This is a genomic window from Burkholderia sp. BCC1996 (assembly GCF_905339955.1).
In the GTDB taxonomy this organism is placed as follows: domain Bacteria; phylum Pseudomonadota; class Gammaproteobacteria; order Burkholderiales; family Burkholderiaceae; genus Burkholderia.
Genome location: NZ_CAJPHM010000009.1, coordinates 210,562 through 227,021, shown reverse-complemented (window position 1 = coordinate 227,021; position 16,460 = coordinate 210,562). Strand labels below are relative to the sequence as shown.

Here is a 16,460-nt window from a genome sequence, read left to right as displayed (position 1 = left end):
ATTCGCATGACGCCGCTCGTACCGCACGATGTCAGTCACGAGGAATCCGCGATCGCGGAGCGCATCGCCTCGGCCATGCCGCGGATGACGCCGATCCACCGCCGGATGGGCGAGTTCGTGCTCGCGAATCCGTTCCGCGCGGCGACGATGCGGATCGACGAGCTGGCGCAGGCGGTGAATGCATCGATCGCGACCGCGAACCGCTTCGCGAAGGCGCTCGGCTTCGACGGCTATCCGGCGATGCGCGCGGCGCTCGTGCGCGGCTTCGAGGCGACGCTCGGCCCGGTCGAACGGCTGCGTTCCGCGCAGGAACAAGAGCAGGAGCAGGGCGTGCGCGGCGCCGCGTGGATCGACGCGGTGTTCGACCAGGCCGTCACGAACATCGAGAACACGCGTGCGCAGCTGGATGCGGCCGACGTCGAAGCGGCCGTCGAGGCGATCGTCGGCGCGCGGCGCGTGCTGATCCTCGGCGCCGGTTCGAGCGCGTTTCTGACCGGGTTGATGGAACACGGCCTGTCGGTGTGTCACGACAACGTGCAGTCGCTCGCGCTGCTCGGCGGCCCGTCGCATGCGGCGCGGCGCCTGTACACGGCCGACTCGCGCGATCTCGTGATCGCGCTCGCGTTTCCGCGCTACGTGAAGGACACGATCGAGCTGGCCCGCCGCGCGGCGGCGCGCGGCGCGCGCGTGCTCGGCATTTCCGACGGGCCCGGTTCGCCGCTGGCACCGATCGCGTCGCTGAACCTGTACGTGAAGGCCGAGCGGCGTTTCGCGGCCACGTCGGAAGCGGCCGTGCTGACGATGATCGAGGCGCTGATCGACGCGGTCGCGCTGCGCACGCACCGCTCCGCGAAGTCCGCCGCCGAAATGACCGAATTCCTGTTGCCGTGGCTGGTCCAGCCGCAAGCGGCGCTGCCGGCCGCCAACCCTTCTTCTTCCGGTCCGAAAAAATCATGACTTCATCCGCGATCGTCGCGATTCATGGCGGTGCAGGCACGATCCTGCGCGAGGCGATGGACACCGACACCGAACGCCGTTACCGCGCCGAACTCACCGCGATCCTGCAGGCCGCGCAGAAGGTGCTCGCCGACGGCGGCAGCGCGCTCGATGCCGTCACCGTCGCGGTGCGGATGCTCGAGGACTGTCCGTTGTTCAACGCCGGGCGCGGCGCCGTCTATACGGCCGAAGGCAAGCACGAGCTCGACGCGGCGGTAATGGACGGCACGACGCTCGCGGCCGGCGCGATCTGCTGCGCGACCCGCGTGCGCAATCCGGTCCTCGCCGCGCGGCGCGTGATGGAGGCGAGCGAGCACGTGCTGTTCGCGGGCGCGGGCGCCGATGCGTTCGCGGCCGCACAGGGCCTCGAACTCGCCGAGCCCGGCTACTTCGACACGGAAGCGCGTCGTGCGCAGTGGCTCAAGGCGCGCGAGGCGGCCGGCATGATGCTCGACCACGACGCGGCGACCTTCGCGTTCGGCGCCGGGCAGCCGGCCGAGCCGCTCGATCCCGACCGCAAGCACGGCACGGTCGGCGCGGTCGCGTGCGACCTGCGCGGCCATATCGCGGCGGCGACGTCGACCGGCGGCATCACCAACAAGCAGCCCGGACGCGTCGGCGATTCGCCGATCATCGGTGCCGGCTGCTACGCGGACGACGCGACCTGCGCGGTCTCCGCGACGGGCACCGGCGAGATGTTCATCCGGCTCGCGACCGCGCACGACGTGGCCGCGCAGATGGCGTATCGCGGCGCGTCGCTTGCCGACGCCGCGCACGACGTCGTGATGAACAAGCTGCCGCGCCTGGCCGGGCGCGGCGGGATCGTCGCGGTCGACGCGCACGGCAACGTCGCGATGCCGTTCAACACGGAAGGGATGTATCGCGGCTACGCGCGCGTCGGCGAGACGCCCGTGGTCGGCATCTATCGCGACGATGCGGCCTGATTCCGGATCGTACGAGGAGACCTTCGCATGACTTCGAGCCGAACCCCGTCCGCGCTGGTGCTGCCGGAACAGCGCGTGGTCGCCGTCGACGACCTGTCGGTGATGTTCCGACGAGAGAACGCGACGTTCGACGCGGTGCGCAACGTGTCGTTTCACGTCGATCGCGGCGAGACGCTCGCGATCGTCGGCGAATCGGGCTCCGGCAAGTCGGTCACGTCGCTCGCGCTGATGCGGCTCGTCGAGCACGGCGGCGGCGAGATCACGAGCGGCCGGATCGCGTTGCGGCGCCGCGGCGGCGCGCTCGTCGACCTCGCGCAGGCGAGTGCGGCGACGATGCGCGGGATCCGCGGCGCGGACATCGCGATGATCTTCCAGGAGCCGATGACGTCGCTGAACCCGGTGTTTACGGTCGGCGACCAGATCAGCGAGGCGATCGCGCTGCACCAGTCGAAGAGCGCGACCGAAGCGCGCGCGGAAGCGTTGCGGCTGCTCGATCTCGTGCGCATTCCGGAGGCGCGCCGCGTGTTCGCGCGCTATCCGCACCAGTTGTCCGGCGGGATGCGGCAGCGCGTGATGATCGCGATGGCGCTGTCGTGCCGGCCCGCGCTGCTGATCGCCGACGAACCGACGACCGCACTCGACGTGACGATCCAGGCGCAGATCCTGCAACTGATCCGCGGCCTGCAGGACGAAATGAACATGGGCGTGATCTTCATCACGCACGACATGGGCGTGGTGGCCGAAGTGGCCGATCGCGTGCTCGTGATGTATCGCGGCGAGAAGGTCGAGGAGGGCGAGTCCGAGCGCATTTTCGCGACGCCCGCGCATCGCTACACGCGTGCGCTGCTCGCGGCCGTGCCGCGGCTCGGCTCGATGCACGGCACCGATATCCCCGAGAAGTTTCCGCTGCTGAAGGTGGACGGCGCGAGCGCGGCCGCGCCGGCGCCTGCCGTGAACGACGCGAATGATGCGGCCGATGCGAACGATGCGAACGATGCCGCCGCGGTCCCCGCCGCCGGGCAGCCGCGCGTCGATCCGGCCGCGCCGCCGATCCTGCGCGTGCGCGATCTCGTTACGCGATTCCCGGTGAAGAGCGGCGTGTTCGGCCGCGTGTCGCAGTACGTGCATGCGGTCGAGCGCGTGAGCTTCGAGCTGCGTGCGGGCGAGACGCTGGCGCTCGTCGGCGAATCGGGCTGCGGCAAGTCGACCACCGGCCGCTCGCTGCTGCGCCTCGTCGAATCGCAGAGCGGCTCGATCGAATTCGACGGCCGCGACATCAGCGCGCTGAAGGGCCAGGACCTGCAGGCGCTGCGCCGGAACATCCAGTTCATCTTCCAGGATCCGTTCGCGTCGCTGAACCCGCGCCTGACGGTCGGTTTCTCGATCATGGAGCCGCTGCTCGTGCACGGTGTCGCGAGCGGCCGCGAAGCGCAGGCGCGCGTCGACTGGCTGCTCGACAAGGTCGGCCTGCCGCCGGAGGCCGCGCGCCGCTATCCGCACGAATTCTCGGGCGGCCAGCGCCAGCGGATCGCCATCGCGCGCGCGCTCGCGCTGAATCCGAAGGTCGTGATCGCCGACGAATCGGTGTCCGCGCTCGACGTGTCGGTGCAGGCGCAGATCGTGAACCTGATGCTCGACCTGCAGCGCGAGCTCGGCGTCGCGTATCTGTTCATCTCGCACGACATGGCCGTCGTCGAGCGCGTCAGCCATCGGGTCGCGGTGATGTATCTCGGCCAGATCGTCGAGATCGGCCCGCGCCGTGCGGTGTTCGAGGCGCCGCAGCATCCGTACACGAGGAAGCTGATGAGCGCGGTGCCGGTGGCCGACCCGGCACGCCGGCATGCGCCGCGCCAGCTCGCGGCGGACGAGATTCCGAGCCCGATCCGCGCGGTCGGCGACGAGCCGATCGTCGCACCGCTCGTCGCGGTCGGCCCCGATCACTACGTCGCGACGCATCGCGTCGGCGGCGCGTATTGATCGAGCGGCGAGGCGCATATGGACCGTAGCTGCGCACGCGCCAGGCAACGGCGTCACTTCCCGGAGCGGATGCAGTCGCGCCGCGATTTCCACCACGCGTTACCGAATCATCCACAGGAGCCAGACAAAATGAACAAGCCGCATTCGTTCCCGATGTTCCGCCCGCGCGCGCTGTTCGCCGCGGGGGCAGGCGCGCTCGCGCTGTCGGTCGCCGCGCCCGCGTTCGCGCAGCAGAACGTCGTGGTCGCCGTGTACTCGACGTTCACGACGATGGATCCGTACGACGCGAACGACACGGTGTCGCAGGCCGTCGTGAAGTCGTTCTACGAAGGGCTGTTCGGCTTCGACAAGGACATGAAGCTCGTGAACGTGCTCGCGACGAGCTACCAGGCGTCGCCCGATGCGAAGGTCTACACGGTCAAGCTGCGCCCGGGCGTGAAGTTCCACGACGGCACCGACTTCAACGCCGACGCGGTGAAGGCGAACTTCGACCGCGTGACCGATCCGGCGAACAAGCTGAAGCGCTACGGGCTGTTCCGCGTGATCGAGAAGACCGAGGTGGTCGATCCGATGACGGTGCGCTTCACGCTGCGCGAGCCGTTCTCCGCGTTCATCAACACGCTCGCGCACCCGTCGGCGGTGATGATCTCGCCGGCCGCGCTGAAGAAGTGGGGGCGCGACGTGTCGCTGCATCCGGTCGGCACGGGCCCGTTCGAGTTCGTCGAATGGAAGCAGACCGACGACATGAAGGTGAAGAAGTTTGCCGGCTACTGGAAGAAGGGCTATCCGAAGGTCGATTCGATCGACTGGAAGCCGGTGGTCGACAACAACACGCGCGCCGCGCTGCTCAAGACCGGCGAGGCGGATTTCGCGTTCACGATTCCGTTCGAGCAGGCGGCCGACCTGAAGAGCAATCCGAAGGTCGAGCTGATCGAGCGGCCGTCGATCATCCAGCGCTACATCTCGCTGAACACGCAGAAGAAGCCGTTCGACAATCCGAAGGTGCGTGAAGCGCTGAACTACGCGGTCAACAAGGAGGCGCTCGCAAAGGTCGTGTTCGCCGGCTACGCGACGCCGCAGACGGGCGTCGCCCCGGTCGGCGTCGAATACGCGACCAAGCTCGGGCCCTGGCCGTACGATCCGGCGAAGGCGCGCGCGCTGCTGAAGGAGGCCGGTTATCCGAACGGCTTCGAGTCGACGCTCTGGTCCGCGTACAACCATTCGACGGCGCAGAAGCTGATCCAGTTCGTCCAGCAGCAGCTCGCGCAGGTCGGCGTGAAGGTGCAGGTGCAGGCACTCGAGGCCGGCGAGCGGGTCGCGAAGGTCGAGAGCGCGCAGGATGCGGCGGCGGCGCCGGTGCGGATGTACTACAGCGGCTGGTCGGCCTCGACGGGCGAGGCGAACTGGGCGCTGTCGCCGCTGCTCGCGTCCACGTCGGCGCCGCCGAAGCTCTACAACACCGCGTACTACAAGAACGGTGCCGTCGACGACGATCTCGCGAAGGCGCTCGAGACGACCGACAACGCGAAGAAGGCCGCGCTGTACGCCGACGCGCAGAAGCTGGTGTGGGCCGACGCGCCGTGGATCTTCCTGGTGCAGGAGAAGATCGTCTACGCGCGCAGCAAGCGCCTGCACGGCATGTACGTGATGCCGGACGGTTCGTTCAACTTCGACGAAATCTCGGTGAAATGACGGCAGCTCGCCCGCTGTCCGGCGCCGGCGGCGCAAGCTGCCGGCGCGCTGATTCGATCGGTGTCCCATGCTGAATTTTCTCGTCAAACGCCTGTTCGGCCTGCTGCCCACGCTCGCGATCGTCGCGGTGCTGGTGTTCCTGTTCGTGCACCTGCTGCCGGGCGACCCGGCGCGGCTCGCGGCCGGCCCCGAAGCCGACGACGCGACGGTCGCGCTGGTGCGTGCCGATCTCGGGCTCGACCGGCCGCTGCCCGCGCAGTTCGCGAACTTCTTCGTGAAGATCGCGCACGGCGATTTCGGCACGTCGACGCGCAGCAAGCGGCCGGTGTCGACCGAGATCGGCGAGCGCTTCATGCCGACGCTGCTGCTCACGCTCGTCAGCATGGTGTGGGCGACGGCGTTCGGGATGGCGATCGGGATCGCGTCGGCGGTATGGCGCAACCGCTGGCCCGACCGCCTCGGGATGACGATCGCGGTGTCGGGCATCTCGTTTCCGGCGTTCGCGCTCGGCATGCTGCTGATGGAGATCTTCTCGGTGAAGCTCGGCTGGCTGCCGGTCGTGCCGGACGGCACGTGGAAGAGCTATGTGCTGCCGTCGCTGACGCTCGGCGCCGCGGTCGCGGCCGTGATGGCGCGTTTCACGCGCGCGTCGTTCGTCGAGGTGCTCAACGAGGACTACGTGCGCACCGCGCGCGCGAAGGGCGTGCACGAGCCGCTGGTGGTGCTCAAGCACTGCCTGCGCAATGCGATGATCCCGGTCGTCACGATGATGGGGCTGCAGTTCGGCTTCCTGCTCGGCGGCTCGATCGTCGTCGAGGCCGTGTTCAACTGGCCGGGGCTCGGGCGCCTGCTGGTCGATGCGGTCACGATGCGCGACTACCCGGTGATCCAGGCGATCGTGCTGCTGTTCTCGCTCGAATTCATCCTGATCAACCTGACCGTCGACGTGCTGTACGCGGTCATCAACCCGACCATCCGGTTCAAGTGAGCGTGAGGCCAGCATGAACGCGACTGTCCAGCCCGCGGCGCCGGCCGCATCGAACACGATCCGCACGCCGTGGCGTGAATTCTGGCGCAAGTTCCGCAAGCAGACCGTCGCGCTGGTCGCCGGCGGCTTCGTGCTCGCGCTCGTCGTGCTGGCCTTCGTCGGCCCGCACATCGTGCCGTTCGATCCGGAGAACTACTTCGACTACGACGCGCTGAACGCGGGGCCGTCGGCCGTGCACTGGTTCGGCGTCGACTCGCTCGGCCGCGACATCTTCAGCCGGATCGTGACCGGCACGCGCATCTCGCTCGCGGCCGGCTTCTTCTCGGTCGCGCTCGGCGCGCTCATCGGCACGTTCTTCGGGCTGCTCGCCGGCTACTACGAAGGCTGGTGGGACCGCATCACGATGCGCGTGGCCGACGTGCTGTTCGCGTTCCCGGGGATCCTGCTCGCGATCGGCGTGGTCGCGATCCTCGGCAACGGGATGGTCAACGTGATCTGCGCGGTCGCGATCTTCAGCATTCCGGCGTTCGCGCGGCTCGTGCGCGGCAACACGCTGATGCTCAAGCACATGACCTACGTGGAAGCCGCGCGCAGCATCGGCGCGTCCGACTGGACGATCATCATGCGGCACATCCTGCCGGGCACCGTGTCGTCGGTCGTCGTCTACTTCACGATGCGGATCGGCACGTCGATCATCACGGCCGCGAGCCTGTCGTTCCTCGGGCTCGGCGCGCAGCCGCCGACGCCGGAGTGGGGCGCGATGCTCAACGAGGCGCGCGCGGACATGGTGACCGCGCCGCACGTCGCGATCTTCCCGAGCCTCGCGATCTTCCTGACCGTGCTCGCGTTCAACCTGCTCGGCGACGGGCTGCGCGACGCGCTCGACCCGAAGCTGGAGCGGCGCTGATGAAAGCCGTGCCCATGTGGGCCGCGACGCTGCCGGCCGGGCCGCGCGGCACGATCGCCGACGTGCCGGGCGTGACGGTCGGCCATGCGACGCTCGATGCGGGCGACGTGCAGACGGGCGTCACCGTCGTGAAGCCGCACCCGGGCGACCTGTACCGCAGCAAGGTGCCGGCCGGCGCGGCCGTGATCAACGGCTTCGGCAAGAGCGTCGGGCTCGTGCAGGTCGACGAACTGGGCACGCTCGAAACGCCGATCGCGCTGACCAACACGTTCGGCGTCGGCGCGGTGGCGCAGGCGCAGATCCGCGCGGCGGTCGCGGAGAACCCGCAAATCGGCCGCGACTGGCCGACCGTCAACCCGCTCGTGTTCGAGTGCAACGACGGCTATCTGAACGACATCCAGGCGTTCGCGGTGACGGCCGCGCATTACGACGAAGCCTGCAATACCGCGGCGCGAGATTTCGCACGTGGCGCGGCAGGCGCCGGGCGCGGGATGTCGTGTTTCGACCTGAAGGGCGGGATCGGCTCCGCGTCGCGCGTGGCCGTCGCGGCCGGCAGGCCGTATACGGTCGGCGCGCTGGTGCTCGCGAATTTCGGCCGGCTGCCGATGCTGACGCTCGGCGGCGTGCCGGTCGGTCGGATCGTCGCGCAGCGGCGTGCCGCAGCGGACGCTCAGCCGACGCACGCGGCGCCGCCCGAGCAAGGCTCGATCATCCTGCTGCTCGCGACCGATGCGCCGCTCGACGCGCGGCAACTGTCGCGGCTCGCGCGCCGCGCGGGCGCGGGGCTCGCCCGCACCGGCTCGGTCTACGGACATGGCAGCGGCGACATCGCGCTCGCCTTTTCCACCGCGTACACGATCGCGCACGATGCGTCGACCGTCGCGCTGCCGGCCCTCGTGGCCGATGCGGCGCTCGACCCGCTGTTCATGGCCGCGGCCGAAAGCGTCGAGCACGCGATCGCCGACGCGCTGCTGCAGGCCGTGACCGTGACCGGCCGCGACGGCCACGTACGGCAATCGCTGCGCGATGCGGTGCCCGATCTCGAACGGTTATTCAACGCAGGCAACGAAGGACGTCCGAGCCATTCATGAAGATTCTGATCTCGACCGACATCGAGGGTGTCGCCGGCGTGTTCGCCCTCGAGCAGACGCGTGCCGGCAATCCGGAATACGAACGCGCGCGCCGCTGGATGACCGCCGAGGCGAACGCGGCGATCGAAGGCGCGTTCGCCGGCGGCGCGAAGGCCGTCTGGGTCAACGATTCGCACGGCGGCTTCCGCAATCTGTTGCCCGACGGGCTCGATGCCCGCGCCCGCGTCGTGCTCGGCAAGCCGCGCATGCTGGGGATGATGGCGGGCCTCGAGCAGCAGCCCGACCTCGTGTTCATGATCGGCTTCCATGCGAAGTCGCAGACGCGCGGCGTGCTTGCACACACCATCAACAGCTTCGCGTTCACGCAGGTTTGGCTGGACGGCGTCGAACTCGGCGAAGCCGGGCTGTACGGCGCGCTGGCGCGCGAATACGGCGCGCACGTCGCGCTGGCGTCGGGCGACGACGTATTCGCCGAGGAAACCCGGCCGCTGTTTCCGGACGCGCGTTTCGAGACGGTCAAGACGGCCGGCGGCGCATCGAGCGGCGACACGCTCACGCCGGCCGCGTCCTGCGCGCGCATCGCGACCGCCGCACGCGAAACGGTCGCGCATGCGCTCTCGTCCGGCTGGCGTGCGGGCGCGCACCGGCCCGCGCCGGCCGCTTGCACGCTGCGCGTGCAGACGGCCGCGCTCGCCGATCTGTTCTGCGTGCTGCCGTCGCTCGAGCGGGTCGATGCGGTGACGCTGCGCTTCGACGGGCCGTCGGTCGAGCACGTGGTGCGCACGCTGAACAGCCTGTCGGCCATGTCGTTCATGCTGCGGTGATGCGTGCCGACCGGATGCCGTCGGTGCGCGGCGCGTCATACACCGGGCGCGCGGTCTGCCGCCGTGTCGAGCAGGAATGCTTCCATCGCGGCGACCAGCGCGAGCGGGGTTTCGTTCATCGGGTAATGACCGGCATTGCGCAGCACGTCGACGGTTGCGCGCGGATAGCGCCGCAGATAGGTGCGCGCCATCAGCGCCGCGTCGAACGCCGGGTCGTGCTCGCCGATCAGCACCTTCACCGGATGGTGGCCCGTGATGTCGTCGCTGAAATCCGTGTCGGCCCACGCGCGGAAATACGCGCCGAACGCGTGCGGCGACGAACAGGATGCCGAATACGCGGCTTTCCACTCGACCCAGGCGGCGGGCAACCGGCCGCCGGTGCTGCGATCGATGATGGTGCGGCGATCGGCGAGGTGGTCGGCGGCGCGTTCGAATAGCGCGCGTCGCGCGGCGTCGAACGGCAAGCCGCCGCACGGCACCGGCGCGATCGGCACCAGCGCGCGCACCCGGTCGGGCGCCATGGCGGCGACCTTCTCGATCGCCATGCCGCCCATCGAGTGGCCGACGAGGCTGAACGTACGCCAGCCGAGCGCGTCGGCGAGGGCGAGCGTGTCGGCGGCGATTTCGGCGATCGAGTACGCGCCGTGCGCGCCGCGCATGCCGCCGTAGCCGCGGTAGTCCATGAACACATAGGTGAAGCGTTCGTGCGACAGCCACGTCTCGACGGGCTCGAACGCACGCGCGTCGCCGAACCAGCCGTGCAGCACGAGAACAGGGTGGGGGCCGTCCCCCATGCGATGAAACGTATTGGGCATCTCCGCTCCGAAGAAGTCGCTATCCGGCCGATGCGGCCGTCGGGTCTTGCGGCCATCCGGCCGCGCAAGCGTGGAGCGGATCGTAGACCGATCGAAGGTGACCCGCCTTCGATATCGGGTCATTCATGATGGAATTCGGGCCTTGAGAAATACGCTGCTGGATCCCTACGAAGACATTCCCCGTAGCGTCGTGGTGACCGCCAACGACTACGCGGCGGGCACGACGTTTCCGGAGCACGCGCACCGGCGCGGGCAGTTCGCGTTCGCGTCGCGCGGCACGATCAGCGTGTCGACGCCGCACGGCCGCTGGCTGGTGCCGCCGCAGCGCGCGTGCTGGGTGCCGGCCGGCGTGCGGCACGAAATGACGATGACCGGGCCGGTCACAATGCTCAACACGTTCGTGTCGGACGACACGGCCGAGGCCGCGGGGCTGCCGGACCAGTGCGGCGTGTACGGCGTGTCGCCGCTCCTGCGGCAACTGATCGACGATGCGATCGACCTGCCGGCGATGTACGACGTCGACGGCCGAGCGGGCAAGCTGATGGCGCTGCTGGTCGCGGAAATCGCGACGATGCCGCGGCTGTCGCTGCACGCGCCGCTGCCGGCCGACGCGCGCCTCGCGAAGATCTGCCGGCATCTGTTCGCGTCGCCGTCGATCGCCGCCGATCTCGACCAGGTGGCGACCGACGCGGGCGTGAGCCGGCGCACGTTTACGCGGCTGTTCCGCGCGCAGACCGGCGTGAGTTTCGCCGCCTGGCGTCAGCAGGTCTGCATGCTGGCGGCGATTACCCGCCTGAGCGACGGGCAGCCGGTGACGCGGGTCGCGTTCGATCTGGGCTATGCGAGCGCGAGCGCCTTTACGTCGGCGTTTCGCCGCATCCTCGGCGAAACGCCGAGCCGGTATCTGGAGGTTCGCCGCTAGCCGGAACGGAGGCGGCAGCGAGTGCGGCGGCGTGCTCCGGTCGCGGACGAAAAAAACGCGTCTGCCAGGTTTCGGTCAGACGCGCTTGAAGGCACTCGGTCAGAAAAATGCGCGCTCAGGCAGCGGGGCAGTGTTCGCGCATTGCGGGTGAAATTGTTGCCTGTTCCGATTCAATCCCGTCGATGTCGGGCAGATAGCAAAGCATACGCCGTGTAACGCGCAAACGATATCGTGCGGGCCCGACGATTCATGTGCTGTCGCAGCATGCGTTTCAATCGCGCGTTTGATGCCGGAGGCGGGAGCAGTCAACCAAGGGGCGTCGGCCGACCCGATCGGGCGTGCTGCGGCACGGCATCGAATGTGGCGGCCCCAAAGCGAAAACCGCCGCACGACGCGATGCCTGTCGGTATCGCGCCACACGGCGGTTCGGTGCGGGCAGCCGGCGTGCGCCGGCTCGCGCGTCACACGTCGAAGAACACGGTCTCGTCCGGCCCCTGCATGCGGATATCGAAGCGGTACACGACGGGCCGGCCCGGTTGCGCGTCGCGCTTCGCGACGAGCGTTGCGCGGCGTTCGGCCGGCACGAGGTTCAGCACCGGATCGGCCGCGTTCGCCGCGGCTTCGTCGTCGAAATACACGCGGGTGAACGCGTGGGTCAGGATCCCGCGCATCATCACGGTCACGTTGATGTGCGGCGCTTCGTCGGCGGCGGCGCGGCCCGGCTTGACCGTCTGGACGACGAAGCGGTGCTGCGCATCGGTGCCCGTGCCGACGCGTGCGAAGCCCGTGAAGCCGGACTTCGCGATGTCGTCGCGCGACGCGGGATAGCGGCCCGCGCCGTCCACCTGCGTGAATTCGAGCACCGCGTCGCTGACGACGTTGCCGTCGCCGTCGAACACCTGTCCGACCAGCAGCACGTGCTCGCCTTCGGCGTCGGGCGTGGCGATCGCCGGCGTGAACAGGCTCTTCAGGTCGTAGTCGTATTGCTGCGGGCACAGGCCGTACGCGAAGTACGGGCCGACCGTCTGCGAAGGGGTTTGCTTCAGCGTCGTCATGGTTCAGCGCTCCATCGGGGTGGCGTCGCGGCCGCGCAGCACGATGTCGAATTCGTAGCCGAGCGCATAGCCTTCTTCGGTGATGTCCATCGAGAAGCGCGAGATCAGGCGGTCACGCGCCGCTTCCGGCGTGCCCTGGAAGATCGGGTCGTACGCGAGCAGCGGATCGCCGGGGAAGTACATCTGCGTGACGAGGCGCGAGCCGAAGTAGTCGCCGAACAGCGAGAAGTGGATGTGATTCGGGCGCCATGCGTTCGGATGGTTGCCCCACGGATACGCGCCGGGCTTGATCGTCAGGAAGCGGTAGCGGCCTTCGGCGTCGGTCATGCAGCGGCCTGCGCCGAGGAAGTTCGGGTCGAGCGGCGCGTCGTGCTGGTCGACCTTGTGCACGTAGCGGCCGGCCGCGTTCGCCTGCCATACCTCGACGAGCGTGTTGCGCACGGGCTTGCCGCCTTCGTCGAGCACGCGGCCGGTGACGACGATGCGCTCGCCGAGCGGTTCGCCGTTCTTCACGGCGTTCTTCGTCAGGTCGTGGTCGAGCGCGCCGAGATCGTCGGTGCCGTAGACGGGCACGTACTGGTCGCGCAGCTTTTCCTTCAGCGGGATCAGCGGGCGGGTCGGGCCGCGCTTGACCGACGAACGGTACTCGGGGTGGATATACGCGGGATGCGACGGCCAGTCGCGCGGCGTGAGGATCGTGGGGGAATCCATCGGGCGTCTCCTGTTAGGTATTTCGCGAAGTGGATGGCAAGACTTTAGCCAATCCGGAAAGTTATGCAAAATGACCTTTTTTCGCGAATCGCATAACTGTTCGTTATGTTTGGCGGTACCCATGAAAATCCGCCGGACAGGCGGCGTGATCGCGCTGCTGCCCGGCGACCGGATTCCATGCGCTGCGGCGTCATGCGTGACGTCGCGCCGAATGCTTGGGCCTTTCCGGAAAGTTATGCAAAATGGCGTGATATCACCATTCGCATAACCGCCCGTTATGAATAACCGTATCGCCGACGGCCGCGTCAAATTCCGGCACCTGCAGTGTTTTCTCGCGGTCGCGCAGTTGGGCGGCGTGCAGAAGGCGGCCGAAAGCCTGTCGATCACGCAGCCGGCCGTGTCGAAGACGATCGCCGAACTGGAGTCGATCCTCGGCGTGAAATTGTTCGAACGCGGGCGGCACGGCGCGCAGCCGACCCGCGAAGCCCAACTGTTCATCCCGCACGCGAACGCGTGCGTGCTGGCGCTGCGGCAGGGTGTCGGGCTGCTCGCGCGCGAAGGCGGCGCGGCCGCGGCGACGCTCGAAATCGGCATGCTGCCGACGGTCGCGGCATCGCTCGCGCCCGCGCTGATGAAGGCGCTGACCGCACGCTGGCCGCGCATCGTGGTGCGGATCGCGACGGCTGCGAATACCGAGCTGCTGGAGCGTCTGAAGGCAGGGGCGATCGAATGCGCGATCGGGCGCCTGTCGGAGCCGGAACGGATGATCGGGCTCGCGTTCGAGCAGCTGTACAACGAACCGCTCGTCGCGGTCGTGCGCGCCGGCCATCCGCTGCTGGCGAGTGCCGCGCCGGCCGCCGAGCTCGCGCGCTATCCGGTCGTGCTGCCGCCGTTCGGCACGCTGATCCGCCAGTCGGCCGAGCAGCTGCTCGGCGCGTGCGGCGCGCCGCCGCTGGATTCGTTCATCGAGGTGCTGTCGGTGTCGGTCGCGCGTGCGCTCACGCTCGAGAACGACGCAGTCTGGTTCGTGCCGCTCTATGCGGCCGAATACGACTTGTCGGCCGGCGCGCTCGCGCGGCTGCCGCTGCCGTCCGCGGGCACCGACGAGCCGGTCGGGCTCGTGCTGCGCACCGATGCGCAACCGTCTCCCGTCGCCCGGACGCTGATCGACGCCGTGCGCGACATCGCGCAGGCGCGGTTCGGCGATGCGCACGCCCATCGCGCCCCCCGTGGCGCGCGCAAGCCGGCTCGCCGCCAGCGTCGAGACGCCGGGCAGGGCGTGGACGGATGACGTCCGGCTGCCGCTCTTTCACCGTCATTCGTTAGCCATTCGGTCAGTAGCGGGTGTCGTCGTGCTTGGCGTATCGTACCGTTTTTGATACACTCGATGACACGACGATGGCGAGACAGCAGATTCAGATCACGCTCGACGTGCGGTTCTTCCGCACCGCGCGTGGCAACGAGCCGGTGCGCGAATGGCTCAAGGCGCTCGGGCAGGTCGAGCGCAGGGTGATCGGCGAAGAGATCAAGACCGTTCAACTCGGCTGGCCGCTCGGCATGCTGCTGGTCCGGAAGATGTCGCAGGATCTGTGGGAAATCCGCGTGATGTTGCCGCAGCGAAGCGCGCGCGTGCTGTTCACGGTCGTCGGCGACACGATGGTGCTGCTGCACGCGTTCTTCAAGCAGTCGCAGGCCACGCCGTCCGACGATCTCGACGTGACCGTCGCGCGGCTGAAAGCGTTGACGCGCGCCATCTGAATTCCTCCGGCTGCGCCGGCACATGCGATCGGCGATGTGCCGGCCGGCCACGCCATGCACTGGAGTACCCATGACGACCACGAACAACCCGCATATCGGCAGCGATTTCGACAGCTTCCTCGAGGACGAAGGCCATCTCGAAGAGGCCACCGCCACCGCGATCAAGCGCGTGATTGCGTGGCAGATCGGCCAGGAAATGAAGGCGCAGCACATTACGAAGACCGCGATGGCCGCGCGGATGAAGACCAGCCGCGCCGCGCTCAACCGGCTGCTCGACGAAACCGACACGAGCCTCACGCTCGCGACGCTCGCGAGCGCGGCCACCGCACTCGGCAAGCGGCTCAGCTTCAAACTGGTGCCGGCCTGACGCCCGCGGCGCAGCGGTGCGCGGCCGGTTCGCGGCGTGCCGGCGCAGCGCGGCGAGCGCACGTTTGCTCGTCCGCACACGGGCGCCGGCACGCGTTCACGTGCGTCGCCCGGCCATCCGCAGATAAAGCAGCGCACCGCCCGCAAGCAGCAGCGGGCACAAGATGAACCACCCCGTCGTCAGGAACAGCCCGGCGACGGCGACCAGCGAAATCCACGCGCAGCGATATGCGATGCCGCCGCGCGGCAGCAGTTTCAGCGCGGCCGCCGCGCCGAGTCCGTACACCATCACGAAGCATCCGGACGTGACGAGCACGAGCGGCTTCGGCCCGACGTCCGAGAGCGTCGTCGCGGCCAGCGCGACGACGGCCAGCACCGCGATCACGCCAAGACTTCGGCGCGGCACGCCGCCGACCTGGCTGCCTTGTGCGAGCCACGCAGGCAGTGCGCCGTCGCGCCCGAGCGCTGCGCCGAGCTTCGCCGCGCCCGCGAAATACGCATTCATCGTGCCGAGCGTGAGCAGCAGCGCGGCCGCTGCCGCCAGCACCTGCGCGTGACCGCCGATGCCGCCCGCGATGAGTTCCGCGAGCGGCGCACCCGACGCGCCGGCCGAAGGCCCGAGCACCGTGACGCTCGCGGCCGCGACCGACAGGTACAGAAAGCCGACGACCACGACCGCGATACCGGCCGAGCGCGGCATGTCGTGCGCGGGCCGGCGGAACTCTGCCGCGAGGTGCGTGATCGCTTCCCAGCCCGCGAAGCTCCACACGAGCAGTGCGGCAGCCTGGCCGACCGCGAGCCAGCCATGCGGCGCGAACGGATGCAGGTTCACCGTGCTCGCATGCGGCGCGGACGCGAGCACGGCGGCCAGCAGCAGCGTGACGAGCAGCGCCGACAGCACGAGCTGCATGCGGCCCGACACCGTGACGCCGAACGCATTCGCGGCCGACACCGTGGCGATCAGCGCGGCAGCCGTGACGATCACCGTGACGTGTCCGCCGCCCGTGACGGCGGCGACGTACGCGCCGCCGAACATCGCGGCGGCCGGCGCACCGGCCGGCACCGCGAAATAGAAACACCAGCCGACGATTGCCGCGGCCTTCGGCCCGAATGCGCGTCGTGCGTAGGTCGATACGCCGCCCGCGTCCGGATAGCGCGCGCCGAGTGCGGCGAAGGTGGCGGCAAGCGGCCCCGACAGCACGACGAGCGCGGCCCACGCCAGCAGCGATGCAGGGCCTGCAACCTCGGCCGCGAGCGCGGGCAACGCAATGACGCCGGTGCCGAGCACCGCGCCGATATACAGCGCGGCGCCCTGGAAAATCGTCAGCGAGCCCGCGTGATGAACGGCGGGCGAATCGGCATGCGAGGGCATGAAAGGCAGTCTCCTGAAGGCTCGTTATGGGCACGCTCGGGC

At 69.0% G+C, this 16,460-nt stretch carries 16 protein-coding genes; 12 read left to right on the top strand and 4 right to left on the bottom strand.

Translation table 11 applies throughout. From position 1 onward, the window contains the following. The first annotated feature begins 6 nt into the window (after positions 1-6). From U4Z64_RS15900 to U4Z64_RS15865, 8 genes are all read left to right on the top strand, one after another. Positions 7-957, top strand: a complete 951-nt coding sequence (locus U4Z64_RS15900; protein ID WP_044842905.1) for a MurR/RpiR family transcriptional regulator — start codon at positions 7-9, stop codon at positions 955-957. Further along, on the top strand, positions 954-1,940 hold the full coding sequence (locus U4Z64_RS15895; protein ID WP_124485004.1) for an isoaspartyl peptidase/L-asparaginase family protein: 987 nt from the start codon (positions 954-956) through the stop codon (positions 1,938-1,940). Before U4Z64_RS15900 ends, U4Z64_RS15895 begins: the two co-directional genes overlap by 4 nt. 27 nt (positions 1,941-1,967) lie before the next feature. Further along, complete coding sequence (locus U4Z64_RS15890) at positions 1,968-3,917, top strand: dipeptide ABC transporter ATP-binding protein (RefSeq protein ID WP_321820442.1); 1,950 nt, start codon at positions 1,968-1,970, stop codon at positions 3,915-3,917. Between the two features lie 129 nt (positions 3,918-4,046). After that, positions 4,047-5,609 carry a glutathione ABC transporter substrate-binding protein GsiB gene (gene gsiB / locus U4Z64_RS15885; protein WP_321811178.1) on the top strand — a complete coding sequence of 521 codons (1,563 nt, stop codon included), beginning with the start codon at positions 4,047-4,049 and terminating at the stop codon, positions 5,607-5,609. A 67-nt stretch (positions 5,610-5,676) separates the two neighbouring features. Beyond that, the gene (gsiC, locus tag U4Z64_RS15880; RefSeq protein WP_044842909.1) at positions 5,677-6,597 is read left to right on the top strand and encodes a glutathione ABC transporter permease GsiC; all 921 of its coding nucleotides are present in this window, start codon (positions 5,677-5,679) and stop codon (positions 6,595-6,597) included. Positions 6,598-6,610: 13 nt separating this feature from the next. Next, the gene (gene gsiD / locus U4Z64_RS15875; RefSeq protein WP_044842910.1) at positions 6,611-7,504 is read left to right on the top strand and encodes a glutathione ABC transporter permease GsiD; all 894 of its coding nucleotides are present in this window, start codon (positions 6,611-6,613) and stop codon (positions 7,502-7,504) included. Next, complete coding sequence (locus tag U4Z64_RS15870; protein WP_321820441.1) at positions 7,504-8,595, top strand: P1 family peptidase; 1,092 nt, start codon at positions 7,504-7,506, stop codon at positions 8,593-8,595. The genes gsiD and U4Z64_RS15870 overlap by 1 nt, the downstream gene beginning before the upstream one ends. Further along, on the top strand, positions 8,592-9,419 hold the full coding sequence (locus tag U4Z64_RS15865; protein ID WP_321820440.1) for a M55 family metallopeptidase: 828 nt from the start codon (positions 8,592-8,594) through the stop codon (positions 9,417-9,419). The genes U4Z64_RS15870 and U4Z64_RS15865 overlap by 4 nt, the downstream gene beginning before the upstream one ends. A gap of 35 nt (positions 9,420-9,454) precedes the next feature. On the opposite strand, the gene U4Z64_RS15860 is transcribed toward U4Z64_RS15865, so the two are convergent. Further along, on the bottom strand, positions 9,455-10,234 hold the full coding sequence (locus U4Z64_RS15860) for an alpha/beta hydrolase (RefSeq protein WP_321820439.1): 780 nt from the start codon (positions 10,232-10,234) through the stop codon (positions 9,455-9,457). A 142-nt stretch (positions 10,235-10,376) separates the two neighbouring features. On the opposite strand from U4Z64_RS15860, the gene U4Z64_RS15855 reads away from it, so the two are divergent. Further along, entirely contained in the window at positions 10,377-11,156 is a 780-nt protein-coding gene (locus U4Z64_RS15855) for an AraC family transcriptional regulator (RefSeq protein ID WP_044842914.1), read from the top strand. Positions 11,157-11,617: 461 nt separating this feature from the next. On the opposite strand, the gene pcaG is transcribed toward U4Z64_RS15855, so the two are convergent. Together pcaG and pcaH are read right to left on the bottom strand one after the other, a co-directional pair. Further along, positions 11,618-12,211, bottom strand: a complete 594-nt coding sequence (pcaG, locus tag U4Z64_RS15850; protein WP_044842915.1) for a protocatechuate 3,4-dioxygenase subunit alpha — start codon at positions 12,209-12,211, stop codon at positions 11,618-11,620. Between the two features lie 3 nt (positions 12,212-12,214). Next, a complete protein-coding gene (gene pcaH, locus U4Z64_RS15845; RefSeq protein ID WP_124484995.1) occupies positions 12,215-12,922 on the bottom strand; it encodes a protocatechuate 3,4-dioxygenase subunit beta in 708 nt (235 codons plus the stop codon). Positions 12,923-13,199: 277 nt separating this feature from the next. Here pcaH and pcaQ point away from each other — a divergent pair, with 277 nt between their 5' ends. From pcaQ to U4Z64_RS15830, 3 genes are all read left to right on the top strand, one after another. Further along, positions 13,200-14,213, top strand: coding sequence for a pca operon transcription factor PcaQ (gene pcaQ, locus U4Z64_RS15840; protein ID WP_321795187.1), 1,014 nt, complete (start codon positions 13,200-13,202; stop codon positions 14,211-14,213). A 107-nt stretch (positions 14,214-14,320) separates the two neighbouring features. After that, positions 14,321-14,680 carry a type II toxin-antitoxin system RelE/ParE family toxin gene (locus U4Z64_RS15835; protein ID WP_321820438.1) on the top strand — a complete coding sequence of 120 codons (360 nt, stop codon included), beginning with the start codon at positions 14,321-14,323 and terminating at the stop codon, positions 14,678-14,680. 70 nt (positions 14,681-14,750) lie between these two features. After that, positions 14,751-15,047 (top strand): Fis family transcriptional regulator, encoded by a 297-nt coding sequence (locus tag U4Z64_RS15830; RefSeq protein ID WP_321820437.1) that lies wholly within the window; start codon positions 14,751-14,753, stop codon positions 15,045-15,047. A 96-nt stretch (positions 15,048-15,143) separates the two neighbouring features. Here U4Z64_RS15830 and U4Z64_RS15825 read toward each other — a convergent pair whose 3' ends face one another. Continuing rightward, positions 15,144-16,418 carry an APC family permease gene (locus U4Z64_RS15825; protein ID WP_124484993.1) on the bottom strand — a complete coding sequence of 425 codons (1,275 nt, stop codon included), beginning with the start codon at positions 16,416-16,418 and terminating at the stop codon, positions 15,144-15,146. Positions 16,419-16,460: the final 42 nt, after the last annotated feature.